General features: G+C 73.0%; 20 protein-coding genes and 2 tRNA genes. 16 read left to right on the plus strand and 6 right to left on the minus strand.

Annotation, left to right across the window (positions count from 1 at the left end; all coding sequences use genetic code 11):
- The first annotated feature begins 138 nt into the window (after window positions 1-138).
- From BL253_RS45760 to orn, 6 genes are all read left to right on the plus strand, one after another.
- Window positions 139-927, plus strand: a complete 789-nt coding sequence (locus tag BL253_RS45760) for an adenosylcobinamide-GDP ribazoletransferase (RefSeq protein ID WP_476644101.1) — start codon at window positions 139-141, stop codon at window positions 925-927.
- 225 nt (window positions 928-1,152) lie between these two features.
- Window positions 1,153-2,283 carry a nicotinate-nucleotide--dimethylbenzimidazole phosphoribosyltransferase gene (gene cobT / locus BL253_RS02260; RefSeq protein ID WP_081437916.1) on the plus strand — a complete coding sequence of 377 codons (1,131 nt, stop codon included), beginning with the start codon at window positions 1,153-1,155 and terminating at the stop codon, window positions 2,281-2,283.
- A 189-nt stretch (window positions 2,284-2,472) separates the two neighbouring features.
- Window positions 2,473-2,931, plus strand: a complete 459-nt coding sequence (locus tag BL253_RS02265) for an SRPBCC family protein (RefSeq protein ID WP_076813163.1) — start codon at window positions 2,473-2,475, stop codon at window positions 2,929-2,931.
- A 42-nt stretch (window positions 2,932-2,973) separates the two neighbouring features.
- Window positions 2,974-3,819 carry an iron reductase gene (locus BL253_RS02270; RefSeq protein WP_241834449.1) on the plus strand — a complete coding sequence of 282 codons (846 nt, stop codon included), beginning with the start codon at window positions 2,974-2,976 and terminating at the stop codon, window positions 3,817-3,819.
- A 202-nt stretch (window positions 3,820-4,021) separates the two neighbouring features.
- The gene (locus tag BL253_RS02275) at window positions 4,022-4,534 is read left to right on the plus strand and encodes a hypothetical protein (RefSeq protein WP_076813166.1); all 513 of its coding nucleotides are present in this window, start codon (window positions 4,022-4,024) and stop codon (window positions 4,532-4,534) included.
- A 77-nt stretch (window positions 4,535-4,611) separates the two neighbouring features.
- Complete coding sequence (orn, locus tag BL253_RS02280; protein WP_076813168.1) at window positions 4,612-5,319, plus strand: oligoribonuclease; 708 nt, start codon at window positions 4,612-4,614, stop codon at window positions 5,317-5,319.
- 98 nt (window positions 5,320-5,417) lie between these two features.
- On the opposite strand, the gene BL253_RS02285 is transcribed toward orn, so the two are convergent.
- Window positions 5,418-6,386: a pirin family protein gene (locus BL253_RS02285; protein WP_076813169.1), complete on the minus strand. Its 969-nt coding sequence runs from the start codon at window positions 6,384-6,386 to the stop codon at window positions 5,418-5,420.
- Between the two features lie 649 nt (window positions 6,387-7,035).
- Between BL253_RS02285 and BL253_RS02290 the strand changes: the two genes are divergently transcribed.
- The 5 genes from BL253_RS02290 (at window position 7,036) to BL253_RS02310 (ending at window position 11,490) form a co-directional block, all read left to right on the plus strand.
- Window positions 7,036-7,108: transfer RNA gene (locus tag BL253_RS02290), tRNA-His, on the plus strand.
- A gap of 964 nt (window positions 7,109-8,072) precedes the next feature.
- On the plus strand, window positions 8,073-8,822 hold the full coding sequence (locus BL253_RS02295; RefSeq protein ID WP_076813171.1) for a Crp/Fnr family transcriptional regulator: 750 nt from the start codon (window positions 8,073-8,075) through the stop codon (window positions 8,820-8,822).
- Between the two features lie 90 nt (window positions 8,823-8,912).
- Window positions 8,913-9,812 carry a HipA family kinase gene (locus tag BL253_RS02300; protein WP_076813173.1) on the plus strand — a complete coding sequence of 300 codons (900 nt, stop codon included), beginning with the start codon at window positions 8,913-8,915 and terminating at the stop codon, window positions 9,810-9,812.
- Window positions 9,805-10,212: a DUF3037 domain-containing protein gene (locus BL253_RS02305; RefSeq protein ID WP_076813174.1), complete on the plus strand. Its 408-nt coding sequence runs from the start codon at window positions 9,805-9,807 to the stop codon at window positions 10,210-10,212. The genes BL253_RS02300 and BL253_RS02305 overlap by 8 nt, the downstream gene beginning before the upstream one ends.
- Before the next feature lie 297 nt (window positions 10,213-10,509).
- Window positions 10,510-11,490, plus strand: a complete 981-nt coding sequence (locus BL253_RS02310; RefSeq protein ID WP_076813176.1) for a DUF222 domain-containing protein — start codon at window positions 10,510-10,512, stop codon at window positions 11,488-11,490.
- On the opposite strand, the gene BL253_RS02315 is transcribed toward BL253_RS02310, so the two are convergent.
- Window positions 11,381-13,780 (minus strand): glycosyl hydrolase, encoded by a 2,400-nt coding sequence (locus BL253_RS02315; protein ID WP_241834443.1) that lies wholly within the window; start codon window positions 13,778-13,780, stop codon window positions 11,381-11,383. The genes BL253_RS02310 and BL253_RS02315 overlap by 110 nt on opposite strands.
- Window positions 13,781-14,251: 471 nt before the next feature.
- Between BL253_RS02315 and BL253_RS02320 the strand changes: the two genes are divergently transcribed.
- Entirely contained in the window at window positions 14,252-15,259 is a 1,008-nt protein-coding gene (locus tag BL253_RS02320) for an LLM class F420-dependent oxidoreductase (protein ID WP_076813178.1), read from the plus strand.
- A gap of 262 nt (window positions 15,260-15,521) precedes the next feature.
- The gene (locus tag BL253_RS02325; RefSeq protein WP_076813179.1) at window positions 15,522-16,058 is read left to right on the plus strand and encodes a glutathione peroxidase; all 537 of its coding nucleotides are present in this window, start codon (window positions 15,522-15,524) and stop codon (window positions 16,056-16,058) included.
- Window positions 16,059-16,207: 149 nt separating this feature from the next.
- On the opposite strand, the gene BL253_RS02330 is transcribed toward BL253_RS02325, so the two are convergent.
- Window positions 16,208-17,062, minus strand: a complete 855-nt coding sequence (locus BL253_RS02330; RefSeq protein ID WP_076813181.1) for a DUF72 domain-containing protein — start codon at window positions 17,060-17,062, stop codon at window positions 16,208-16,210.
- 11 nt (window positions 17,063-17,073) lie between these two features.
- Window positions 17,074-18,396 carry a helix-turn-helix domain-containing protein gene (locus BL253_RS02335; protein WP_076813234.1) on the minus strand — a complete coding sequence of 441 codons (1,323 nt, stop codon included), beginning with the start codon at window positions 18,394-18,396 and terminating at the stop codon, window positions 17,074-17,076.
- A gap of 367 nt (window positions 18,397-18,763) precedes the next feature.
- On the opposite strand from BL253_RS02335, the gene BL253_RS02340 reads away from it, so the two are divergent.
- Window positions 18,764-19,471, plus strand: a complete 708-nt coding sequence (locus BL253_RS02340; protein WP_076813182.1) for a hypothetical protein — start codon at window positions 18,764-18,766, stop codon at window positions 19,469-19,471.
- A gap of 52 nt (window positions 19,472-19,523) precedes the next feature.
- On the opposite strand, the gene BL253_RS02345 is transcribed toward BL253_RS02340, so the two are convergent.
- Together BL253_RS02345 and BL253_RS02350 are read right to left on the minus strand one after the other, a co-directional pair.
- Window positions 19,524-19,596 (minus strand) — tRNA-Arg (locus BL253_RS02345).
- 485 nt (window positions 19,597-20,081) lie between these two features.
- Window positions 20,082-20,963 (minus strand): aldo/keto reductase, encoded by an 882-nt coding sequence (locus BL253_RS02350; protein ID WP_076813184.1) that lies wholly within the window; start codon window positions 20,961-20,963, stop codon window positions 20,082-20,084.
- 390 nt (window positions 20,964-21,353) lie between these two features.
- Between BL253_RS02350 and ssb the strand changes: the two genes are divergently transcribed.
- Both ssb and BL253_RS02360 read left to right on the plus strand, forming a co-directional pair.
- Window positions 21,354-22,007 (plus strand): single-stranded DNA-binding protein, encoded by a 654-nt coding sequence (ssb, locus tag BL253_RS40900; RefSeq protein ID WP_081437921.1) that lies wholly within the window; start codon window positions 21,354-21,356, stop codon window positions 22,005-22,007.
- Between the two features lie 294 nt (window positions 22,008-22,301).
- The gene (locus BL253_RS02360; RefSeq protein ID WP_076813187.1) at window positions 22,302-24,602 is read left to right on the plus strand and encodes a DUF7846 domain-containing protein; all 2,301 of its coding nucleotides are present in this window, start codon (window positions 22,302-22,304) and stop codon (window positions 24,600-24,602) included.
- The last annotated feature ends 4 nt before the right edge of the window (window positions 24,603-24,606 follow it).

A 24,606-nucleotide genomic window follows, 5' to 3' on the forward strand; every position in this document is an offset into this window, starting at 1 on the left:
GTCGGCTGGGTGCGCGACCGGGCGGCCGGTGGGATGACGGCGCTGCGGGCGCGGCGAGCCGAGACTCCGGCGCACAGCCGGCGCCGGTCCTCCGCGCTCGATCCCGCGGCCCTGCGCGCGTTGCCGATGGCCGTGGGGATGTTCACCGTCCTGCCGCTGCCGGCGAGCCGGTCGGCGGGCGACGCGACCGAGCCGGGGCTCGGCGGCTGGGCGCTGCGCTGGCTGCCGCTGCTCGGCGCGCTGCTGGGCTTCCTCGCCTGGGCGTTGTCGCTGGTCTTCTGGCGTGGCCATGGCGGTGGCGCGGCGTTCCTCGGCGCCGTGGTGTGGGTCGGCGTCCTGGCGCTGCTCACCCGTGGCCTGCACCTGGACGGCCTGGCCGACGTCGCCGACGGGCTGGGCAGCCGCAGGCCGGCGGCGGAGGCCCTGGTGATCATGCGCCAGTCCGACATCGGTCCCTTCGGGGTGGCGGCGGCCGTCGGCGCGGTGTTGCTGCAGGTCGCCGCGGTGTCCACCCTGCTGGGCGGCGCGAGCCGGGCCCAGGGGCTGGTGCTGCTCGTCGTGGCCGTCGTGGCGGGGCGGCTGGCCGCACTCGACGCCGCTCGCCCGACGGTGCCACCGGCGCGCCCCGGCGGTTTCGGCGCCGTCGTCGCCGGTACCGCGTCCGCCACCTCCACAGTGGTCGCGGTCGCCGTGACGCTCGTCCTCGGATGGCTCCTGCTCGCGCTCACCGCGACGAGCCTCGTGGCGGCGCTGTGGCTGCCGTTCGCCGTTCTCGTCGGCCTCGCCGCCGGGCGGCTGGTCACCTGGCATGTGGTCCGCAGGCTCGACGGCATCACCGGCGACGTGTTCGGCGCCGTCATCGAGATCACCACCACCGTCACCCTGCTCGCCCTCACCGCCGTGGTCGTCTGGGGCGGTCTGTTGTGACCCATCCCGGGCGGCGGGTCGCAACGGCCCCCCGCCCGGGTCGGCGGCGCGCTCTCGCGCCTGTCGTCGGCACGGCCTGAGCCCAGGGCCGGTCGGTACCCGCGTCGCGTAGGCGGCTTCGACGGCGCGACCTGTCTGTGAGACGGGCCGATGTCTGTCACGTTCGGGCTCCGGGGACGGATGACGTTCTGTAACGTCCGCCCCGGACCGAGAGGAGAGCCATCCATGAGCCCTGAACCGTCGGACATGTCCGTCCTCGATCGCCTCGCCTCGAGCATCCAGCCGGTGGACCCGGCCGTCGCGCGGGCGGCCCGCGAGCACCAGGACCGGCTGACCAAACCGCGCGGCTCACTCGGGCAGCTGGAGGACGTGTCCGTGCGGCTGGCCGCGCTCGCGGGCCGGGTGCCCGCGCCGGTGCCGGCCTCGCCGGCGGTCGCGGTGTTCGTCGGTGACCACGGCGTGCACGCTCAGGGCGTCTCGCCGTGGCCGCGGGAGGTCACCGGCCAGATGGTCGCGAACTTCCTGGCCGGCGGGGCGGTCGTCAACGCGCTCGCGCGCCAGGCCGGCGCCGTGGTGGCGGTGGTGGACGTCGGCATGTCGATCGAGGCGTCGGCCGTCATCGGCGCGATGCCGGGCCTGGACCGCCGCCGGGTGCGGGCCGGCACCGGCGACATCACCGTCGAGGCGGCGATGACCAGGGACGAGGCGCTGGCCGCCGTCGCCGCCGGCGCGGCGGTCGCCGACGGCCTGCTCCGCGACGGCCACGACCTGCTCGTCACCGGGGACATGGGCATCGCGAACACCACGCCCTCGGCGGCCCTGATCGCCACGCTGCTGGGCGCCGACCCCGCGGTGGTGACCGGCCGCGGCACCGGTGTCGACGACGCCACCCTCGCGCGCAAGGTCGACGTCGTGCGTCGCGCGGTCGCGCGAGCGGCGGGCGACGGCGTCGGCGCGGGCGACCCGCTCGGGGTGCTCGCGTCCGTCGGGGGCCTGGAGCACGCGGCGACGGTCGGCTTCGTGCTGGCGGCCGCCGCCGCCCGCGTGCCGGTGCTGCTCGACGGGGTGATCGCCTGCTCGTCGGCGCTGGTCGCGGCGGCGCTCGTGCCGGACGCGCGCGCGGCGATGTTCGCGGGGCACCGGTCGGTCGAGCCGGGCGCCTCGGCCGCGCTCGCCGCCCTCGGCCTCGTCCCGCTGCTCGACCTCGGCATGCGGCTCGGCGAGGGCTCGGGCGGGGTGCTCGCCGTGGGCGTCCTCCAGGCCGCCGCCCGTGTTCTCGCCGAGGTCGCTACCTTCGACAGCGCTGGCGTGACCGACAAGAACGCCGCCGACGGCCTCGGCGCCGGCGATGCCTGACGACGGGATGGGTAGACCCTTGGTGACGCGGAGGTGGCCGACGGCTGGCTGACCAGTAGCGGACGGGTGTCGGCGCTGTCCCCGCCGTTACACGTCCGCGGCCTGACATCGCGGCTTGGCGAGGTTCTCGGGCCGGCAGCATGGTCGTCGTGCGCATCGTCGCGCGCAGCGACCGAGGGGATGAGAACCATGCGTGAGCCGTTCCGGACGAGCTTCCTGTCCGCGTCCGTCACGGCGGCGCCGGAAGAGGCATGGTGGGTGCTCGCCGGTGACACCGAGCCAGGCATCGAGGCGCCGGGCGCGATGCTGACGGGCCGCCAGCTGATCTCCGACTGGCGGCCAGGGTCCCCGGTCCGGCTGGTCGCCGCCGGCACGGCCGTCTACGGCACCGTGCTGCGGGCCGCGGCTCCCTACCGGCTGACGTACACGCTCGGCGCGCCGCGCCCCGACGGCGAGGACCCCACGGTCATCGTCACCTGGGAGATCCTGCCGGCGGCCGACGGCGGCAGCGTCGTGATGCTCGCCGTCGACGACCTGTGCCCAGACGGCTCCGACGACCTGCGCGACGCGTGGGCCGAGGTGCTCACCGAGGTCCGCTCCCGCCTGGAGATCCTCTCCCCGCCGATCACCGGCAGCCCGAGCTCCTGACCTCTGGGCCGGACTCGGCCTTAGCATGGGCGCGTGCTGGGCATGGCTGGTGGCGGCGATGGCGTCTTCGTCCCTTCGCGGCTCGGCGCCCGGTTCGGGCCGTACTTCGAGCTGGACGTCCTGGCTCCTCCTCAGGCCGACGGCGCTGGCGTGGCCGCCGGGCCGCCGGCCGGCTGGGCGGCGGTCGCCGACCTTTCCGACCCGCTCACCGGCGCCTTCGCGCGCCGGGCAGGCGCGGTACGGGCGGCGCTCGCGGCCGGGGGCGGGCTCGCGACCGAGGCGGTCGACGAGCGGGTGGCGGTCTCCGTCGCGCAGCTCGGGGTGTGCGCGCGGCTGGTCGCTCCCGCGCTCGCGCTGGCCGTGGCCACCGGCCGTCCGCCGGAGTTCAGCCCGCGGCTGCTCTACTGGCGGGACAGGCTCGGCGGGCCCTTCCCGCTCGCGCTCGGCGGGCCACCCGTGCCGGTCGGCCAGGCCACCACCGGCACGGGACCGTCGGACCGGCTCGGCCGGGGACTCGTGGACGGGATGCTGCTCCCGGTGGTCGCGCCGATCGTCTCGGCGATCGAGCGTCACCATCCGGTGTCATCGAAGATCCTCTGGGGGAATGTGGCGTCCGGTCTCGCGGGTGCCGCGAAGATGATCGGACAGGCGGAGCCGGCCCTGGCCGCGCCCGCCTGGGGCGTCGTCGACGCGCTGTGCGCGGGCGACGGCCCGCTGCGCGGCACCGGCGCGCGGGTTGCCCCGGCCCGGTTCGGCCGCCGCAGCTGCTGCCTCATCTACCGACTCGATTCCGGCGCTGGCGCTGGCGCTGGCGCCGACGGCGACCGCGCCCGTCGCGCGCCCTCCCGAAGCGCGCTGTGCGAGGACTGCGTCCTGCGTTTTCGTTGAGGCGGGGCAGCCGCCGTCGCCTGGGGCAGCCGCCGTCGCCCGTTTCGCGGCCGCGGCCGTCGGGTGTTGGCGGGTCGGGGAAGCTCGTTGCGTCCTCGGTTGTGCCACCACGCCGGGGCGGGAGATGCCTGCGGCTACAGTGACAGCCCCAAGGGTCATCTCGGGCGAGCCGGCAGGATGCGGGCGGAAAGGCGTGGGTGGGGTGGACGCGGTCAGACGTGGCTATCTCGGCCTGATTCTCTTCATAGCCGCGCTGGTGCTGATGCCGTTACTGATCGTCGACTACCACCGGCAGACCGAGGCGAAGGCCGACGACCGCCGGTCAGCCGCCGTCGTCGACACCCCGCCGGACCCGACCAGCCCCGCGGATGGCGAGGCGCTCTCGCCCACGGCCTCCGCGGCGCCCACCTCCGCGGCCCCTGTCGCTCTCGGCGCCACGCCGCTGATCGTCAGGTTCCTGGGAGTAGAGGACGGTCGGCCCCTGAAGGGGGACGTCCAGATCACTCTGGACACCGAGGGCGATGTTGGCGTGGTCAACTACACGTTGTCCGGCTTCTCCACGCCGTGGCTCGCGCTGAGCCCCCCGTACCTGTTCGCGCCCCATCCGGGGGGCTGGCACACGGCGGCGGCGCCCAACGGGCAGTACACGTTGACGGCGACGCCGGTCGACACCCGGATCAGCCCGCGCTCCGTCACCTTCCTCGTGCAGAACTGACCCATCCGGGCTACCGGAGGTTCGGTTCGTCCGAGGCGGGCGTGACGCTGCGAGCGGGAAACCCTAGTGTCAGATGGATGGACCGCCTAGTTTGGATTGACTGCGAGATGACAGGCCTCGACCCGGCCTCCGACGTGCTGCTCGAGGTCGCCTGTCTGGTGACCGATGGCGAGCTCAATGTCGTGGGTGACGGGACGGACCTGGTGATCGCGGCTCCCGAGGCGGCACTCGACGCGATGGTGCCCGTCGTCAAGGACATGCACGAGACCTCCGGCCTGACCGCCGCCGTCCGGAAGTCCACGCTGAGCGTCGCCGAGGCCGAGCGGCAGGTCCTCGCCTACGTGCGCTCACTCGTCCCGGAGAACCGCCGCGCTCCGCTGTGCGGCAACTCGATCGCCACGGACCGCTCGTTCCTGGCGCGTTACATGCCCGAACTGGACGGCTACCTGCACTACCGCATGATCGACGTCTCGTCGGTGAAGGAACTGGCCCGTCGCTGGTACCCGCGCGCCTACTACGCCGCCCCGGTCAAGCACGGTGGTCACCGCGCTCTCGCGGACATCCGCGAGAGCATCGAGGAACTGCGGTACTACCGTCGGACCGTCTTCGTCCCGCATCCCGGCCCGACGACCGACGAGGCACGGGCGGCCTCCGTCGAGATCCGCGCCGAGACCGACGCCGCGGCCCAGCCCTCGTCATCGGGCGACGGCGGCGCGGAGCGGTCATCCCCGGATCCGGCCACGGCCGAGGCCACCGACACGACGCAGCCCGCCCCCAACGCCTGACCGGAGCGGAGATCGTCCAGAGCGGCGGTGTCCCCGACGCCGCCGCCCCGGTTGTCCTTTTGTCTCGTCCTTCGCGCTGAGAACGGGCCGCGGGAGTGTCAGACCCGGTGGGGCATCAGCGCGTTGGCGGGGATCACCCCGAGGCGCCCGGCCTGGAAGTCGTCGATCGCCTGCTGAAGCTCCTGGCGGGTGTTCATCACGAACGGGCCGTACTGCGCCACCGGCTCGCGGATGGGGCGGCCGCCGAGCAGCAGCACCTCCAGGTTCGGCGAGCGCGACTCCTGCCGCTTGGACGCGGCCAGCACCACCCGGTCGCCCGCCCCGAACACCGCGAGCTGGCCGGTCTCGACCGCCGTGGCCGCGGGGCCCACCGTGCCGGCACCGGCGAGGACGTAGGCGAGCCCGTTGAACTCGGGGTTCCACGGCAGGTCCACCCGGGCACCGGGGCTCACCGTGACGTGGACCATCGTGATCGGGGTGTGCGTCGAGCCGGGGCCGCGGTGCTCGCCGACCTCGCCCGCGATGATGCGCAGCAGCGCGCCGCCGTCGGCGGACGCGACCAGCGAGACCTGCTGGCCCTCGAGGTTCTGGTACCGGGGCGGGGAGAACTTGTCCTTGGCCGGCAGGTTGACCCACAGCTGGATGCCGTGGAACAGGCCGCCGCTCTCGACGAGCGCCGCCGGCGGCGTCTCGATGTGCAGAATGCCGGAGCCGGCCGTCATCCACTGGGTGGCGCCGTCGGTGATCAGGCCGCYGCCGCCGTGCGAGTCCTGATGCTGGAACGTGCCGTCGATGATGTAGGTGACCGTCTCGAAGCCGCGGTGCGGGTGCCACGGCGTGCCCTTGGGCTCGCCCGGGGCGTACTCCACCTCGCCCATCTGGTCCATGTGCACGAACGGGTCGAGGTCCGCCTTGCTCACGCCGGCGAAGGCACGCCGTACCGGAAAGCCCTCGCCCTCGTAGCCGAGCGGGGCCGTGATGACCTTCTTGACCGGGCGTGGGGTGTCACCGAGGCCTGGCTCGGCCAGCCGCGGAAGGGTGACGGTGTCGGCGGTTACGGCGGGCATGAGACCAACCTCCTTGGTTGCATGTGCAACTAGCGGCCAGTGTAACCGCGGCCGTCACGTCAACCTTCCCGCGCCGTGGGCCGCGGTGGGTGGTGCTTGGCGCGGCCGCCGTCGAGTGGGTGGCGAGGACGGCCGGTGCGTCACGCGACCGCGACGCATGATCGGGTGGAGTTTGCCAGAGCCCCGACGGACTAGTTCTCCGATGGGCAATGAGAGTGATGGAGCCGCCCAGGTCGCCCATGACGCGCCGGGACTTTGGTAAACACCGTGTGACGATGGACACCGATTGCTCCACGGAACGCTACCTTCGGGGTCGTGGATCGCCGATGCTCAAGGCAAGAGCGGATCATCCGGGAACGCATTCTGGGCATCAGCCGGCTGCGGGGACGTCAGCGCCCCAGGGACAACCGTGGCCCGGCCCATCTCCCCGCGCGGCCCCCGGGCCGCCGACGCCGCCGCTGATCCGCGGTGACGATCCGGCCGGCTACCCTGTGTAGCTAGCGCGATGACAGGTAGGCCGACCCAAAACCCTGCTGTCGCAGCCGCCAGCCCGACCGGTAGGATGGCGAAGCCCGGTAAGGGACGCGCCCAGTAAGCCCGGCCACCTCGCGTGGTCGCGGTGAGCGGGTCGCATCCCCGGTCCGGCATGGTGGGTGTAGCTCAGTTGGTAGAGCACCGGGTTGTGGTCCCGGGTGCCGCGGGTTCAAGTCCCGTCACTCACCCGAGCTGGCGAGTCATGTTCGCCGCTCGAGCGGGGCAGTTGTGTTCGCTGCCCTTCTCGGGCAGCTTCCCTCTTGCCGTTATGTCTGCCCAGGGGGGCGACCCCCTGGAACCTCCGGGTCGGGGGCCTGTGGCCCCCGACACCCCGCCGGGCTTGCCGCCTGCGGCGACGTCGTCTGTGATCGGGAGTTCTGGTCGCTGCCTTTTGGGCAGCTTCCCCTTGCCGTTACACATGCGCGGGGAACGACTGCGTGGAACCCCCGGTCAAAGGCCTGCGGTCCTCGGCACCTTCCCGGGCTTGCCGCCCGCGGCGGCTTTGTCGGCATCGGTGATGGTTCCCTTTGTGGTGCGGTGCTGTTGCGCTGGGCTGCCGGGGTGGGGCACCTTTGGGCGGTGAGCTTTTTTGCGAGGTGTTGGCTGTTGCGGGTGGGTGTCAGGTGGGCTGGTGACTGTGGAAGGCGTTGGTTCGGGGGATGGACTTGTTTTCCGGGTGAGGCGACGCTGGGGCGTTCCCTGGTCGGTGGTCGGGGTGATGGCGGGTGGTAGCGCTGTTTGGCGGTAGGTGGTGGGGGAGGTGGGGTCTCGGCTGGGGGGTGGGTTGGTGCCCTGGGCTTCGGGTTTGTGGGTTTGACGCGGGGATTGGGATTGTCGGGCCGGGCGGGGCCGCCGGTGGATGCCGCCTCGTGACTGGCTTCTTCTCGTTGCCCTTGGTGGTGGTCGCAATGCCGTCATGAGTGTTGGTGCTGGTGGATCGGGCTGGGACGCAGGGGTTCCGGTAGGGGTGACGCGTCGTTTTCGATGGGTCTGGGGATGGTCGCGTTTACGGTGAGGAGCGCTGACCGGATCGCGGAGGTGGGGATGAGTGGTGTGTCTCCCCTGTGGTCGCTTGCCGAGGTTGGCCAGATCGCTGGATCCTGTTGATGACGTCGTGGGCACGTCGGGAATCGGCATGGATGCGGGGGCGCCATGGTCAGGCTGGGTTCGGGAGAGCCGCCGGACAACGAGGCGGGACGCGGCGAGTGGCTACGGCGCGTCCTGTGGCCCGAACAGACGTTGTTGGGGCGGCTGCCGGATCGCTCGCGGACGGAGCTGCTGGAGCTGGGCGGGTTTCGKGAATTCACGAGCGGTACGCCGATCGTGCGGGAGGGCGACCAGACGACGTTCGTGGCGGTGCTGTTGCGCGGGTGGACCAAGGTGACCGCGCTGACGGAGACCGGGGGCGTGGCGCTGCTGGCCGTGCGGCACGGCGGCGACGTCATCGGCGAGTTCGCGGGGCTGGACTCCCAGCCGCGGTCGGCGACGGTCACCGCCGTCGGGAGCGTGCTGGCGAAGGTGATCAGGAACGAGGAGTTCGCCGGATACCTGGCCAGGGATCCGGTCGCCGCGGCGGCGATCAGCCGGAGCATCGTGGCGAAGACGCGGTTCAGCATCCGACGGCGCGTCGAGTTCGCCGGCTGCCCGGTGGCCGTGCGAGTGGCGCGGGTGTTGCTGGAGCTGGACCGGGCTTATGGAATCGACCGGTCGAAGGGCGGGCGGGCGCTGGGAGTGCCGCTCGCCCAGCAGGAGCTGGCCGCCCTGGTCGGCGCGCATGACCCCACCGTTCACAAGGCGTTGCGGGTACTGCGCCGGGACAGGGTCATCGAGACCGGGTACCGGCGGGTCGCGATTCTTGACATGTCCGCTCTGGAGACCGCCGCGGGACTGCCCTCGAGCTAGCGCCCCTTCCGCTGGCCGTTCCCAGAGCGCGACTAGGTTTCCTGCGCGGGGCGGCACCGGGGTGGTGCTCGGGAGGGCGGGAGGTCGGCGATGCTCCGGTTGGTGCGGGCGACTCGGTATGCCACGCCGTTGCGGGAGGGCGGCAGCCTGCCAGGGCTGATGGAGGGCGACGACCTGGGGACCTGGGTGGTGAAGTTCCGGGGGGCAGGGCAGGGGCCGCGGTCGCTGGTCGCCGAGGTGGTCGTCGGCGAGCTCGCCAGGGCGCTTGGGCTGCCCGTGCCGGAGCTGGTCGTCATCGACGTGGATCCCCGACTTGGGCGCGTCGAGCCCGACCAGGAGATCCAGGACCTGCTCAAGGCCAGCGCGGGCGCCAACCTGGGGATGGACTATCTTCCCGGCTCGATCACCTACGACCCGCTCGCCTTCGAGGTGGATCCGGGACTCGCAGCGCGGGTGGTGTGGCTGGACGCGCTGACGCTCAACGTGGACCGGTCATGGCGGAACCCGAACCTGCTGGTCTGGGGCGGGCGGCTGTGGCTGATCGACCACGGCGCCGCGCTCTACCCGCATCACGGCTGGCCAGCCCGGCCGGTCGAGGCACAGCCGCCGCCCGCGGACCTGGCTCCGGCTCCGGTCGACGAGCGGGCCCTGCCTCGGTGGGAGGAGCACGTGCTCCTGCCCGCGCTCGGCGCCGACCCCGGCGGGGCGCTTCGCGCCGCGGACGCCGAGCTCGCGCCGCGGGTCGACGCCGAGCTGGTGCGATCCGTGGTCGCCCTGGTGCAGGAGGACTGGCTCGACGCCGACCCGGAGCGATATGTCGGCTGGCTCACGGGGCGCGCCGGTGGCCGACGCCCGTGGCTGGAGCCGATGGTGGCGGCGCGCCCGGCTGGCATCTCGGCCGCGCGGGAGGGGGCTGGCCACGGCGAGGGGCCGCCGGCCTGGCTGCGCCTGGCGCGCGGCCAGCGGACGCGGGAGAACCGGCGTGGCTGAGCTGTTCGAGTACGCGCTGGTGCGCGTCGTGCCCCGCGTCGAGCGGGGCGAATGCATGAACGTCGGCGTGCTGCTGTGGTGCCAGGGCGCCGGCTACCTCGACCTGCGCTGCGTGCTGGACGACGAGCGGCTCGCGGCGCTCGACCCATACCTCGACCTCGCGGGCGTGCGCGTCCATCTCGACGCGCTGCACCGGGTGTGCGTCGGTGGCACCGCGGCGGGGGCGGCGGGGGTGCTGTCGCCCGGCGAGCGGTTCCGCTGGCTCACCGCGCCACGCAGCACGATCGTGCAGACCTCGCCGGTGCACACCGGGGTCACCGGGGACCCGGCCGCGGAGCTGGAGCACCTGGTCGAGCTTCTCGTCGACAGGCAGGGTCCACCGAGCGGCGCCGCTGGTTGAAGGGGCTCTGAGCTGGGCGTATTGTCGAACATGAGTTCGAAGAGGGCGGCCGTTGGTCGATCCCGGCGGCGGCACCACCGAGGCGCGGCGGCTGAGGCGACCCGGCCCGGCGCTCCTCCCGCGGCGATCACTGGCGCCGTGGCGGGGCGGCGGTTGTGGCCGGCGTGCCGCACGTCCGCGTCGCGGCCGATCCGGGGGAGCGGCGTCATGCCCCGAGGCCCGGCCGCGGTCGCCGCGGGTTGGCGCTGTTCTCGAAGGCGGCGGCCGGACAGCCGCCCAGCTCCGGGGGGTGGCTGGATGGACGGTGACAAGGCGGCGGCGCTGGGGGCGCTGCGCCATGCGCTGGCTGAGATCGAGCCCGCGTCGCTCCCGGACGGCGCCGCCGTCGACCTGCTGAGCCAGCTCGGCGGGGTCATCGCGGCCGCGCAGGCCGCGCTGGTGCGGGTGGCGGGGGCGGCGGAGCTGGCGGGTGTGTGGGGCCGGGCCGATCTCCGGGGCGCCACGCGTGCGCAGGGGCCGGCCGGGGCGGCCGGCCCCTGCGCGCTCCGCCGCTCGGTCGGGCCCGGCGGGGACGGTGACCGGGCCGGGGCCGGCGGAGCGGACGGGCGTCCGACACCCGCTGGCTGGATCGCCGGGCAGGCGCGGCTGACCGTCACGGCGGCCGCCGCGTTGCTCGTCGCCGCGCGGGCCCTCACCGGTCTGCCGGTGCTCGCGGAGGCGTTCCGGCGCGGCGAGGTGAGCCTCGACCATGTGCTCGCCGTGACGGCGCCGCTGACCAGTCCGTCGCGTCTGGTCGCGCTCGCCGGCCCGGTGGAGGCGGAGCTGACGGCTCTCGCGCGCCGGGCCGGGCCGGACCAGGTCCGCGCCGCCGTCACTCACTGGCTGCGCGACGCGGACCCGGCCGGCGTCGAGCGGGACGCCGTCGCCGCCGGGCGCGCCCGCTCGCTGTCGCTGGTACCCGTGCCGCCCGGGTGCGCGGAGGCGCACCCGGGCGGCTGGGTGACGATCGCCGGCTCGGTCTCGGCCGACGACGCCAGGACCCTGCTGGACGCGCTGCGGCTGGCGGCGCGGGCGTCAGCCGGATCGGCTGACGCCCGCGCCCCGGCGCGGAGACGCGCCGACGCACTGCTCACGGTCGCGCGCTGTTACCTCGCGGCCGCGGGTCATCTCACCACAGCTGCGCGTAGCGACCTGCCGCCGTCGTGTTCTGGTACAGGCAGTGAGGTCCCTTCGGCCGGTAGATGTTCGAGCCGAGGTTCTGCATCTCGCAGTTGTTGAAGTACGACTCGTAGTACATGCCGCGGCCGGCGCGGGCGACCATCCAGTCGCGCATGAACTGGATGTAGTTGGCGTTGTCACCGCCGCCGTTCGTGCCGGATCCGGACGCGACCCCCCACTCGGGGACGCCGAACAGCTTCCCGTGCGCCCGCGCGAAGTTGTACAGCCAGGTGATGCCACCCTCCATGTTCGCCTGGGTGTTGAACTGGTCCAGCGTGTACGACGGCGGGTACTGGTCGTACGCGTCGATCGACACGATGTCGACCCACTGGTCGCCCGGGTAGAGGTCGAGCGGATGGTGGCTCGGCGGGTTCTGCGAGTAGTGCGAGTTGATCGTCCAGTCGAACTTCGGGTCCGGGTTCGCGGTCGAGCGGATCGCGTCCACRACATGGCGGTAGCAGTTGACGTACGCGGTCGGGTCAGTGCCCGACCACGGGTACCAGTTGCCGTTCGCCTCCCACGCCAGCCGGACGATCGAGTTCTGCCGGCCGGCCGCGTTCAGCGTCTGGCCGAACTGGCGCCAGTTGCTGTCATAGGCACCGGTGGCGCAGGTCTGCAGCGACCCACCCGTCTCCGGGAACGGCGGCACACTGATCACGAGCTTGCCGGGCCAGCCGGCGAAGTTCGAGTAGATGAACGACTGCCCGACGATCGACTGCCAGCTGTCGCGCGCCGTGTACACCTGCGCCACGTCGCACAGGTTCCCGCGGAACGCGCAGAACGCGTCCACGTCGGCCGGGGTGATCAGCGGGTCGCCGTTCGCCCCGGACAGCCACGGCTCGCCGGACCGGGTGGGGAAGTCGCCGCCGGTCGGCGGCGGCTCGGTGTCCTGCGCGTTGTACGTCTCGGCTCGGTCGAAGGAGACCGCGAACGCCGCCGACGAGGCGTTGCGCTGGCCGATGTTCGTGACGACGGCGACGTGGTCACCGAACGCGAGCTGGCCGGAGTCGTAGATGAGCGCGTTGCTGGCGGTGGGCGCGTAGGTGTCGACCGTGCTCGTCGTCCGCCCGTCGACGCTGACCGTCAGCAGGCCGCCGGCCTTCTCCTTCACGCCGTAGATCACGATCCGGGTACCCGTCCAGCGGATCGTGGCCGTGGCGCCCGCCGTGAGCGAGTAGCGGAACGACTTGTTCGGCGTCGGCGGCTGGCAGCCTCCGCACTGGATCCAGTTCCCGTTGTAGGCGACCTGGTCGTCACCGACGCCGGTCGCGGTGTCCTCGACCGTCGTCTTCGTGCCGGTGGGCGGGTCCGGGTCGTCCGGGGTCGTGTCCGTGAACACCTCGGCGCGGTCGAAGATGACGGCGAACGCCGCCGACGAGGCGTTGCGCCGGCCGAGGTTGGTCAGGACCGCGGTGTGGACGCCGTTCGCGAGCGTGCCCGAGTCGTAGATGACCGCGCTGCTCGAGGTGGGCGCGTAGGTGTCGATGGTGGTCGCCGGTCCGGTGTCGACCTTGACGGAGGCGATGCCGCCGGCACGCTCCTTGACACCGTAGATCTTGATCTGGGTGCCGGTGAACGAGATGCTGGCGGTCGCGCTGGCGTTCAGCGAATAGCGGAACGAGTGGTTCGGAGTGTCCGGGGCGCAGCCGCCGCAGAGCGTCCAGGCGCCGCCGTAGCTGACCTGGCCGACGCCCGTGCCGATGGCGGTGTCCTCGATGACACCCGTGGCCGCGGCGAGCGCGGTCGGGGCGAGCTCGCCGACGCGGACCACGGTCTGCCGCAGCTTGTCGTCGGTGAGCGGCTCGGTGGCCGGCGACGCGGTGGTGAGGATCGGGAACTGGCTGATACCCGCGGTGGCCGGCGGCTGGACCGTGGTGTGCAGGACGCCTGGCAGGGTGCTCGGGTCGACGTCGGGGAAGGGAAGCGCCGACGCGTCGGCGGAGGCCGTGGCACTGGGGACGACCAGCGCGGCGAGCAGCAGCGCGACCACCAGGAGGATCGGCCGGCGCGGTCCACCGGCGGCCCACCGCCGGCCCGTCCGGAGCCGGCGTCCGGCGTGACGGGCTGATCGGGTCCTGCCCGGTGGTCCGCCATGTGCCGGCGGCTCGAGCGCGGTCGCCTGGCCGGGCTGGCCGCCCGGCCGGGTCGGTGCTCGGCGCAGCGGGCGCGAGCTGAACTGCCCATGGGCAGGACGGCGGTGCCGGCCGGCGGACGCCGGCGGCTTGCGCTGCTGGGTGTTGGCGGGTTCGCCGTCGGCCTGGTTCCCGGCCTCGGCCGGGTCGTCAGTCGAATTCCAGGAGTGTCCGGTTCCCGGCGGCGAGTTTCCCAGGGGCGAGTTTCCCAGGGGCACTGAGTCATCCCTTCGTCCCGGGCCAGATGACTCTTGACGCCACCACGATGGCCCGAAGCTGTCGGCTAGCACTCGGACCATAAGCAGAGAGTAACCAACGATTGCTCTACGTAGCGGATGTCCGGAGGTTCGGCGGCGACACCCCGCGCTTCGCCGTGACCCGGTAGGAGTGGCGCGTTCGGTCCGCATCCGCTCGCCCGCGCTCATGCCGGGAAGCGGGCGCCGCCGAGGCGGAACGCCATGTGGACGTCGGAGGCGTCACACCGGGGACCGGAACGGTTGCTCCAGCCGGCCGCCTGGCGGGAGCGTGTCCCAGGGCCATCGGCCAGGCCGGCTGGAGCGACCCGCCCGGGGCGCGACGTGCCCAGGTCAAAGCCGGTTCGGAGCGCGAGCTCCCTGATCGACTCAGTTGCCCCAGCTCAGTTGCCCCCAGCGCGGCGGCCCCGTCGCGCGGCCAGCAGAGGAGACCGGATGAAGATCGACGCGAGCCTGTCCGACGACATCGGGGTGACGCAGGCGGTGGCCGCGAAGATCGAGGGGGACGGCTATGCGGGGGTGTGGGCCTCGGAGACCAGGCACGACCCGTTCCTGCAGTGCCTGCAGGCCGCGATGGCGACCGAGACCGTCACCATCGGCACGGCGATCGCGATCGGGTTCGCCCGGACCCCGATGACGCTCGCGAACATCGGCTACGACCTGGCCCGTTACTCCCGCGGCCGGTTCGTCCTCGGCCTCGGTTCGCAGATCAAGCCGCACATCGAGCGCCGGTTCTCCATGCCCTGGTCCCACCCCGCCGCGCGGATGCGCGAGCTGATCCTGGCCACCCGGGCGATCTGGGCGACCTGGCAGGAGGGCGCGAAGCTGGACTTCCGTGGTGACTTCTACACCCACACCCTGATGACTCCGTTCTTCACCCCCGAGCCGCACGAGTACGGTCCGCCGCCGATCTTCCTCGCGGGCGTCGGCGAGCTGATGACCGAGGCCGCGGGCGAGGTCGCGGACGGCTTCTTCGTCCACCCGTTCACGACCAACCGCTATCTCGACGAGGTCACCATCCCGGCGCTGCTGCGCGGRCGGGCCAAGGCGGGCAAGGACAGCCTCGACGGCTTCGTCGTCAACGGGCCGTTGTTCGTCACCGTCGGGCGCACGGAGGAGGAGATGGCCGCGGCCGTCTTCGGGACGAAGAAGCGCATCGCGTTCTACGGTTCCACGCCCTCCTACCGGGCGGTACTGGAGGCGCATGGCTGGGGCGAGGCGCAGGACGAGCTCAACACCCTGTCGAAGCAGGGCCGCTGGGACGAGATGGCGGACGTGATCACCGACGAGATGCTGTACGAGTTCTCCGTCGTCGGGACGCCCGCGGAGGTCGGGCCGAAGCTGGTCGAGAAGGTCGGCAAGACCTACCAGCGCATCACGCTGTACAGCCCCTACGACGCGGACCCCTCGCTGTGGACCGAACTGCTCGCGGCCGCGAGGTAGCCCCATCAGCGCACTCGGGCAACCCGCTTCACGGGAGCGGTGCCGTGGCCGCGCGCCGCCGCCGCGCGCCGCCGCCGCGCGCGGCGGCCGGGTCGGACGCGTCGGATGCGTGGAGGTGGACGCGTGCCGCCGAGTGGCCCTGCCGGCCGCTGGTCACCTGTCCTTGTCCACTTCTTTGACGACGAATCACGGGCCGGCAAGTAGCGTCAGGTATGCAGATATGTCAGTCTTCGGATGATTCATCAGGAGAGTTGGACCGATCATGGGTGTGTACGACTTCAACGTGGCGACCGCTGACGGCGGCTCGCGGTCACTCAGTGACTACGAGGGTCAGGCGCTGCTGATCGTCAACGTCGCGAGCAAGTGCGGCCTGACGCCGCAGTACGAGGGTCTGGAGGCGCTCTACCGTGAGCTGAACGGCCGCGGCCTGGAGATCCTCGGCTTTCCCTGCAACCAGTTCATGGAGCAGGAGCCGGCGACGGACGCCGAGATCCAGGAGTTCTGCAAGGCGTCCTACGACGTTACATTCCCGGTGTTCAGCAAGGTCGACGTCAACGGGCCGGACGCCACCCCGCTCTATGGTTACCTGCGTTCCGAGGCGCCAGGTGACTTCGGCCCGCAGTACGGATTCCTGTACGACTTCATCGCGAAGACCTTTCCGGACCGGGTCGGTACCGACGAGATCAAGTGGAACTTCACGAAGTTCCTCGTCGGCCGCGACGGAAAGGTGATCCGTCGCTATGAGCCGCCGGTGACCCCGGAGGAGATCCGCGCCGATCTCGACACTCTGCTCGGCTAGCGTCCACCGCGTCGGCTGGCGTCCACCGCGCCAGCCGGCTGCCCACCCGCCGTCGCGGCCGGCCCGCCCTCGCGGGTCGACCGTGGCGGCGGGGGCCGCGCCCGCTGCCCGCGCCCGCTGCCCGCGGCTGCCGACCGTGGTGGCGGGCATCAGAACAACGTCTGGGTCTCCGCCGGGAGGAACTCCCGTGGCAGCGGGTCGAGATCGGGCACGCGGGCCCGCACGTCCGCATGGAAACGGCGGGCGAGCAACGGCGCGTCGGCGTTGTCCGGGGTGTGGATGAAGACGGTGGGTGAGCGGCCCTCGCGGAGCCACCCGGCGACGATGTCGACCCACCGTTGCCAGCCCTCGACCGTCCGGGCGGAATCGTCGCGGCCAAGGTAGCGGACGATCGGCCGGTCGGTCAGCGCGACCGGCCGGAACGGCACGCGGGGCTTCTTGCTCCAGGCGTCCCGCTCGGCGTCGCTGGCGGGAGGGCTCGCGAAGAACGTGGTGGTGTCGAAGGGGATCCATTCGGCGCCCACGGCCGCGAGCGCTTCCTCGAGAAGTCGTGCCGCGCGCGGGTCGTCGAAGAAGGCCGGGTGACGGACCTCGACGGCGTACCGGTGGGACGTGGTGAGCTGGCCGAGGAAACGGGCGAGCAGGGAGACGTCGGCGGGTCCGAACGCCCCCGGCAACTGGATCCAGAGGGTGTGCGCCCGGGGGCCGAGCGGTTCGACGGCGTCCAGGAAGGCGCGCAGGGGCTCGTCGACGCCGGTGAGGCAGCGCTCGTGGGTGATCAGCTTGGGCAGCTTGGGCAGGAAACGGAAGCCCGGGTCGGTCTGGCGTGCCCAGGACTCGGCGGTGTCCCTGCTCGGCGTCGCGTAGAACGTCGTGTTCCCCTCGACGGCGTTACACCAGCTGGCATAGTGCCGCAGGCGCTCGTGCGCAGGCAGAGGATGGGCAAGGAAACGTCCCTGCCACGACCTGTGGGTCCACATCGCGCAGCCGACATGTAGCCGCATGCCTCGGCCTGTCACTCGGGCCGGGACGGGACGACGGCGTAGCCGAGTACGCGGACGCCCCAGCGCCCGAGGTCGGCTTCGGTGAGGCCGCTGAGCTGACCGGCCGACCGGAGAAAGGGGAGGACCTTCGCCTCGTCCACAAGGATGGCGTAGACGCGGGTCGTGATTCCCTCGTATCCGCCGTAGCCCAGGCTGTACGGCTGGACGGTGAAGCAGTTCTGGTCGCTCGGCACCAGCTCGTCGCCGGGATAGAACCGGCCGTTGCCCGGATTGTGGGCGGCGGTCGAGTCGGTCGACGCGGGGTCGGCCCAGGCGGCCACGACCAGCCGCCAACCGTCTGGCACCGGACCGCTGAGCCGACCACCGACAGCCAGCGACGGATGCCAGGACGGATAGTAGGTGTAACGCATCTCGGTGGGCCGGATACCGGCCGCCTCGGCGTCAGGCTGTGCCACGACGTCTGCCTGGGTCTGCAACGGCAGGAGATAGCAGCCCCGGGGCGCGGGCACGGCCTCATCAAGTGCCGGGATCATGTCGGCGCGCGGCGGGCCCGGGCCGCCGACCGGGCCGGCACCACCGGGACCGCCCGGGGGCTGGCCGCCGGGTCCGCCTCCCGGCCCGCCGCCTCCGGGCGGCCTCGGGTCGACGGGTGCGCCTGGTCGCGCTGAGGCCGTCGGGACGTCCGATCGCGTGCTCACCCCATCGTCGCCGCGCACCGCGAAGAAGGTGACCAGAGTCGCGATGGTGCTCGCCACCAGCGCAGCGCCGGCCGCCAGGGAGACCATCCGCCAAGGAACGGCCCATGACCGTTCCGGCCGCGTTGGCCGCGCCGCGTCCCCGCCCGTCGCGGCGTCGGCCCGGCGGCCGCTTCGCGCGGTTGCGCCCGGATTCCTGGGCGCGTTCGCGCTCGTGCCCGCCTCGGTGGCCGCGGCCATGCTCGAAGCGGCGTCCGCGTGCGCCGCCAGGCCCGCGTCCGCGTCGGAGCCGGCGTCCTCGAGGCGGGAATCGAGTTCGGTTTCGGGGCTGTCGTCGTCGGCGGCGGCGCCCGAGAGCCGGTCGGGTCGCGCCGGTCGTGAGCGGACCCGCCGCCAGGCCGAGAGCCACGCGTCCCGCCGGCGCGGGTCGTAGGCCTCCACGATCAGGGTGAGGGTCTTGGCGGTCAGCCGCCTGCGCCCGTTGCGCAGGTCGTTGACCGTCGTCTTGGACAGCCCGGTCCGTCGCTCCACGGCACGGTCGTAGGAGTCGCCGAGCAGGGCGAGCATGGCGACTCGCAGTTCGTCCTCGGTCGAGACCGAAGCGGGGTCCGGCACCGGCTCCATCCCCGGCTCCGTCATCAGGTCGCGCTCCTTCACGTCAGGTGCGACGGGCGAGCCCTCGGCGGGCGTCGTCGCGCGCCTGCCGGGCCGGTCACCGTGCGTGCGCCAGACCGGCACAGGGAATGCCTGTCGGGGTAATTCTTCCAGCCCCGGCCGGCGAAACAGGACGGGACGGGACAGCCAGGACGCCGTGTCGCCCAGAGAGGCGTTGCTGCGGCGCGCCGGGCGATAACCTCGGCTCGCGGCACGGGGGGCCGGCGGTGGCCGGTCACCGCCCCCGGAGATCTGCCGGGGGCGGTGACCGGCCATGCCAGACCACCGCGCCAGGCGGCCGCCCGCCGGGCGACCGGGCCAGGTCGGTAGGCCGACCCGGCTGGGAGGCCTCGTGAACCAGAACACCAGTGTCGACGACAGCTTCGTCCGCACTCGCGCCGCCCTGCACGCCGTCGCCGAACACGTGCTGGCCGCCGCGCGTTACCGTGCCACCGGCCGTATCGGCCTGACCGTCGCTCCGGGCGGGTTCGGGACTCCGCCGTTCGGCGACGAGGGCAGGACCATCGCTGTCGACGGCACGGACCTGGTCGTCAGCGTGGGCCTGGGCGACGGGACGCCCGGCGCCGAGGTGACGCGGGCTCCGCTGCGCACGTTGGCGGCCGCCGCGGCGCTCGCCGGGCTGCCCGCGCCCGGGGGGCCCGCCGAGATCTACCGTCTGAACACACCCTGCGACCCGGATGCCCCGCTGGCCGTCGACGCCGGCGCGGCCCGCCGGATCGGTGACTGGTACGCGCTCGGGGACGCGGCGCTGCGGCGCTGGCGGACCGAGATCCCCGACGACGAGCCGACCGCCGTCACACTGTGGCCCGAGCACGCCGACGTCGCCATCCGCGCCGCGGACATCAACTACGGCGCCTCACCGGGCGACGAGTACCTCGCGCGGCCCTACCTCTACGTCGGCCCGCCGGCGCCACCGCCGGCCTCGCCGGAAGGGTTCTGGAACGCGCCCTTCGGGGCATACCTCACCTGGGACAAGGTCCACTCGGTGGCCGACGCCGTCGACTTCTTCCGCCAGGGCCGTCGGCTCGTCCGCGGCTGAGGGCCACTCTCTGATCAGGGAGTGGCCAGAGGCGCCGCAGCGCAGGGGTTTGTGCGCCCGGCAGGGATCGAACCTGCGACCCAGTGCTTAGAAGGCACTCGCTCTATCCGCTGAGCTACGGGCGCTCGTCCTCCATTGTGCGGCCTGGTGTTGGCCGCACGGTGGGACGAGGCGGCCCGCGTCGTCGACAGCGCGGCGTACCCGGCCGCTGAGGCACGGTCGTGACGGCTGCCGGGAAGGACGAAGGCGGTCAGAGCGGCAGCTCCGATCTCCCTCGCGCGGGCCACGCCGATAATGCCCGTACCGGGAGCCTTTCGCCACAGGCTAAAGGTCCCGACGCGCCGTCGGTGGGCGATATCGGTCGCCACGCGGCGCTTCGCCGCGTCGTGGACCTCGGCTCGGCGCGGCTGCTCGACGCTCGGCGCGGCTGCTCGACCGCGTCAGGGTGTTCGGTCCCGTTCCTGGGGGCGGCCAAAGCCTGACCCGCCGAACCGCCGGCTTCCGTCGACGACTCGTGACACGCCGCGGTGGATCCTCCGCCTGAAATGCGGAGGATCCACCGCGACGGAGCCCGTGCCAGGGCGGCGGAGCCCATGTCAGCGGCGCCGTGTCAACGGCCGGCGGCCTCCAGCGCCGCGAACTCGTCGTCGGTGAGGGTGAGGCCGGCCGCGGCGACGTTCTCCTCGAGGTGGTCGACGGACTTGGTGCCAGGAATCGGAAGCATCACCGGCGAGCGGCGCAGCAGCCAGGCGAGGGCGAGCTGGGCGGGCGTCGCGCCGTGGGCCGCCGCGGCGGCGTCCAGCGGGCCGCCCGGCCGGGCGAGCGTGCCGGTGCCGACCGGGAACCACGGGATGAAGCCGAGCCCCTCCCGCTCCGAGTAGTCGAGGACGTCCTCGGAGGCACGGTCGGCCAGGTTGTAGCGGTTCTGCACGCTCACGATGTCGACGATCGTGCGGGCGTGCGCGAGCTGGTCGACGCTCACCTCGGACAGGCCGATGTGGCGGATCTTCCCCTCCTGCTGCATCGCCTTCAGCTCGCCGAGGGAGTCCTCGGCCGGGGTCCCCGGGTCGATCCGGTGCAGCTGGAACAGATCGATGCGCTCCAGCTTCAGGCGGCGCAGCGACATCTCCACCTCCTGGCGCAGGTACGCGGGCCGGCCGACCGGGTCCCACGCGTCAGGACCTGTCCTGACGAGGCCGGCCTTGGTGGCGATCACCAGGTCGTCCGGGTACGGATAGAGCGCCTCGGCGATCAGCTCCTCGCTCACATACGGCCCGTACGAGTCCGCCGTGTCGATGAAGTTCACACCCAGCTCGACGGCGTGCCGCAGCACCCGGATCGCACCGTCCGGGTCGGCTGGCGGGCCCCATACCCCGGGCCCGGTGATCTGCATGGCGCCGTAGCCGAGCCGGCGTACCGGCAGGTCACCGCCGATCGTGAAGGTCCCGCTGGCGCTGGCCGTCGGCTGTGCCGTGCCCGTCGCACTCGACATGTTCGTCTCCTCGTCGTTCCTGTAGGTCGTGCCCCGCGGCCTCCCGGTCGGCTCGCGCCACCCACCGACGTCGGCCAGTTCCCGCCTGGCCGCTGCCCGCGGCCCTTCACTGGTCCTTGTTCTCACTGGTCCCTGTTCCCGGCGGCCCGTCGCTGGCAACCGCGCCCCAGCGGGCAGTGTTCCCAGCCCCACAAGATCGTTCGCGAGCTTCGGCCCAGCCTGTGGACGGGGCGCCGTCGTCCACAGGCAGCGCCGGCGTGCTTCTCACCTCGGTGGCCGGCGGTGATCCTGATGGTGCCGCCGGCGACCGCCGGCCGGCACCCCCGACCTTCGTCAGCGCACGTCAGCCGCTCCCATCGGCCCAGCGGACCCATGCCCCGGAAGGCCAGCATGCTTGACGCCACCATCAGCCTCGTCGGCAACGTCATCGAGAACCCCAACCTGAAGGTGACCCCCAGCGGCACCTACCTCTGCTCCTTCCGCATCGCCTCGACGGCGCGCCGCTACGACCGCAAGGAGAACCGCTGGGTCGACGGGTCGTCGCTTTTCATCGAGGTCACCTGTTGGCGCAGGTTGGCCGAGAACGTCGCCGCCAGCCTGAACAAGGGCGACCGCGCGCTGATCATCGGCCGGCTCCGGCTCCGCGAGTTCGACAACGCGCAGGGCGAACGGCGCCGGCGTTACGAGATCGAGGCGGACGCCATCGGCCCCGAGCTGGCCTGGCGCCCCGCTCGCGTCATGCGCGCGACTCGCGGCGGCGCCGGCGAGCGCCCGGCTGGCCAGACCGGCGTCGCTCCTGGCACCGCCGCCGAGACCGGCCCCGTCGCCAACGGCGAGTCCGGCGGCGACGCGCAGGCCGGGCCGGTCTCGCCGCTCGACGAGACCGCGCCCTGGTCAGACGGTGACCTCGACGGTGATTCCTTCGCCTACGCCGGCGCGGCTCCGGCCGACGAGCTTTCTGACGAGGTCCCCGGCGAGGCCCGGTCCGACTGGTCTGACACGGCCGACTCTGATGCCGTCGACGACGCCGGGGACGCGCGCTGAACCTGAGCAGACCCGCGCTGACGCCGCCAGCCAGGCCCGGCTTCCGTGCGGTGCCCCGCCAACGGGGTGTCGCGCGGAAGCGGCCGGTCCGCGACGGATACGGCGCTTCGACACACGACCCGCGAGGCGGGGCTCCGCGAGGTGTGGCCAGCCTGTGGCACGTCTGTCGCATGGGCTGTGGCGGCGAAAAACGCTCGCGAGGCCGCACAGCTCATGCTCCGAACCCATGGCCGGACGTCGGCCGCCACGTCGGCTGTCGTGGGGCGCGGCCCGGGGGAGTGAATGTGACCAGCGGTGTCTTACCTCGATCCGGAGCGTTCCCCCTCGCCGGATACGCTCACCCCGGTGACCAGCGTGCGCGACGACCGGGAACGGCCAGCCGCCGCGGCCGCCACCCTCCGGCAGGCCGCGGCACCTCGCACGACCGCCCCCCCGGCCGGAGATACCGACGTCGGCCCCGACGCCCTCCCGCCCCGGCCCGGCGCTGCCCCGCCCGCGCCTGAGGGCCGCGAGCCGGCGACTCAGACCCCGGCGCGGACCGCGGCCAGCCCAGGCCGGCGGGCGCTGGCCGCCGTCGCCAGGCGTCTCGCCGCCGTCAGCCCCGCGGGGCGTTACGTGGTGGTGCTCGCGCTCGTCGCGGCCGCGCTCGCGCTGGTGGTCAAATACCTGCTGTTCCCCTATTTGTCGATCAACAACGACGAGGCGCTGTACCGGCTGCAGGCGCAGACCCTGGCCGCCGGCCGGCTGTTCCCGGTGGCCGGTGACCCGGCCTCCTCCTACGCGCCCTGGCTCGCGGTGCCCAGCCACGGGCACTACGTGCTGAAGTACACCCCGTTCGTGCCAGCGCTGTTCGCGTTGAGCCTGCTCGTCACCGGCGGCTTCGGCCTGGGGCTCGCGGCCGTCGCCGCGGCCGCCGTCGGCGTCACCTACCGCCTCGGGCTCGCGCTGTTCGACGACCGGCGGGTCGCCGCCGTGGCAGCGACGCTGTTCACCGCGTCGCCGCTGGTGGTGCTGCTCGACGGCATGCTGCTCGCCTACCTCCCCGTGCTGGTCATGGTGGAGCTGGCGGTGCTCGGCCTGCTGCGAGGCCTGCGCGCGGCCAGAGCCACGACGCCCGTCGACGAAGGTGGCCCGGGCGGTCCGTCGGGCGGCCGGGGCGGCTGGCGGGACGGGAACCGGTGGGCGCTGGTCGGTGCCGGCGTCGCGGCGGGGACGGCGGTGGCGGTGCGGCCGTTCGACGTGCTGACACTGCTGGCGCCGCTGGCGGGCTGGGCGGTGGTGACGGCGCGGGGCCGGCGCGGCTGGCTGATCGGATGGGTGTGCGCGGGCCTGGCGGCGCCAGCCGGGCTGCTCCTCGCGTTCAACGCCGCCGCGACCGGCTCGGCACTGCGGCTGCCGTTCAGCTACCTGGAGTCCGAGGACAGGATGGGCTTCGGGGTACGCCGGCTCTACCCGACGGACCGGGCGCACCATTTCGGCTTCCTCGACGGGCTTGCGTCGGTCGGCGACCACCTGTTCCTGCTGGGAGGGTGGGCGTGCGGCGGGGTCGTCCTGCTGGCGTGCGCGATCGGCGCGGTCGTGCGCCGCCGGGTGGGCGGCGCCGGGCTCGCGCTCGGCGCCGGTGCGCTGGTGTTCCTAGGCGGCTATGTCGCGTTCTGGGGCGCCTGGAACGCGGCCTACCTGTGGGGCGGTATCCGTTACATCGGGCCGTTCTACATGCTTCCGGTGCTGGCCGTGCTCGTCCAGCTCGGGGCCCGCGGGCTGGTGGACCTGGCTGCCTGGCGGCCCCGGCTCGCCCAGGTCGCGGTGGCCGTCGCCGCGGGTCTCACCTGCCTGGTGCTGGCGACGGCGATTCCGGCCAACCTGACACTCACCCGCCACGACCGCGACCTCGACGCGGCGATCGACGGGCTGCCCGGCGACCCACTGGTGTTCCTGTCGGTCGACCCGCTGTACCTGATGCACCCGACGTCGCTCGCCGCGAACCCGCCCGAGCTCGACGGCCGGGTGCTGTGGACCGTCACCCGCGGCGGCACCGCGGACCTCACGGTCCTCGCCCAGCACCCGGCCCGGCCCGCCTACCTGCTGCGGATCCCACCCGCCTACAACCGCATGCCCGGCTCCCCGTCCGGGACCCGCCTGGAGCGGCTGGCCACGCGCACCGGCGACGCCGTCACGCTGGACGTGACCGTCGACCCGGCGTACGAGCCGGCGAAGGCGGCACGGCTGGTTCTCACCACCAACGCCGGCGACGTCTCCTACCCGATCGACCCGTCCCGCCCGGTCACCGCCCGGCTCGCCGTGGATGCCGACGGCGCGACGCTGCGCGGCCTGACCCCGGCGACCGGCCTCGCCGGCGACCCGAAGGTCACCCGCAGGGCTCCGGCCCGCCAGCTCAAGCCAGGCAACCGGACCCTGGCGCTCGCGCTCTACGTGACCCCGGCGGACACCGGCAAGGAACAGTTCGTCGACCGCCAGCTGGTCCCGACCGTCGCCGCCGCCGACGGAGACGTCACCGTCGTCGCGTCCACCGGGCAGGTCGCCGCCACCCCCGGCCGCGAGCCCCCTCAGCTCCACCTGACCGCGCCCCACTGACCGG

This window comes from Pseudofrankia asymbiotica, assembly GCF_001983105.1.
GTDB lineage: Bacteria > Actinomycetota > Actinomycetes > Frankiales > Frankiaceae > Pseudofrankia > Pseudofrankia asymbiotica.

Excerpts from the sequence above, each read along its gene's own strand:
- ssb (WP_081437921.1), top strand. The coding sequence starts at position 21,354 with ATGCTTGACGCCACCATCAGCCTCGTCGGCAACGTCATCGAGAACCCC.
- BL253_RS02330 (WP_076813181.1), bottom strand. The coding sequence starts at position 17,062 with ATGCGGCTACATGTCGGCTGCGCGATGTGGACCCACAGGTCGTGGCAG.
- orn (WP_076813168.1), top strand. The coding sequence starts at position 4,612 with ATGGACCGCCTAGTTTGGATTGACTGCGAGATGACAGGCCTCGACCCG.
- BL253_RS02325 (WP_076813179.1), top strand. The coding sequence starts at position 15,522 with ATGGGTGTGTACGACTTCAACGTGGCGACCGCTGACGGCGGCTCGCGG.
- BL253_RS02265 (WP_076813163.1), top strand. The coding sequence starts at position 2,473 with ATGCGTGAGCCGTTCCGGACGAGCTTCCTGTCCGCGTCCGTCACGGCG.
- BL253_RS02300 (WP_076813173.1), top strand. The coding sequence starts at position 8,913 with ATGCTCCGGTTGGTGCGGGCGACTCGGTATGCCACGCCGTTGCGGGAG.
- BL253_RS02335 (WP_076813234.1), bottom strand. The coding sequence starts at position 18,396 with ATGACGGAGCCGGGGATGGAGCCGGTGCCGGACCCCGCTTCGGTCTCG.
- BL253_RS02270 (WP_241834449.1), top strand. The coding sequence starts at position 2,974 with ATGGCTGGTGGCGGCGATGGCGTCTTCGTCCCTTCGCGGCTCGGCGCC.
- BL253_RS45760 (WP_476644101.1), top strand. The coding sequence starts at position 139 with ATGTTCACCGTCCTGCCGCTGCCGGCGAGCCGGTCGGCGGGCGACGCG.
- BL253_RS02350 (WP_076813184.1), bottom strand. The coding sequence starts at position 20,963 with ATGTCGAGTGCGACGGGCACGGCACAGCCGACGGCCAGCGCCAGCGGG.
- cobT (WP_081437916.1), top strand. The coding sequence starts at position 1,153 with ATGAGCCCTGAACCGTCGGACATGTCCGTCCTCGATCGCCTCGCCTCG.
- BL253_RS02310 (WP_076813176.1), top strand. The coding sequence starts at position 10,510 with ATGGACGGTGACAAGGCGGCGGCGCTGGGGGCGCTGCGCCATGCGCTG.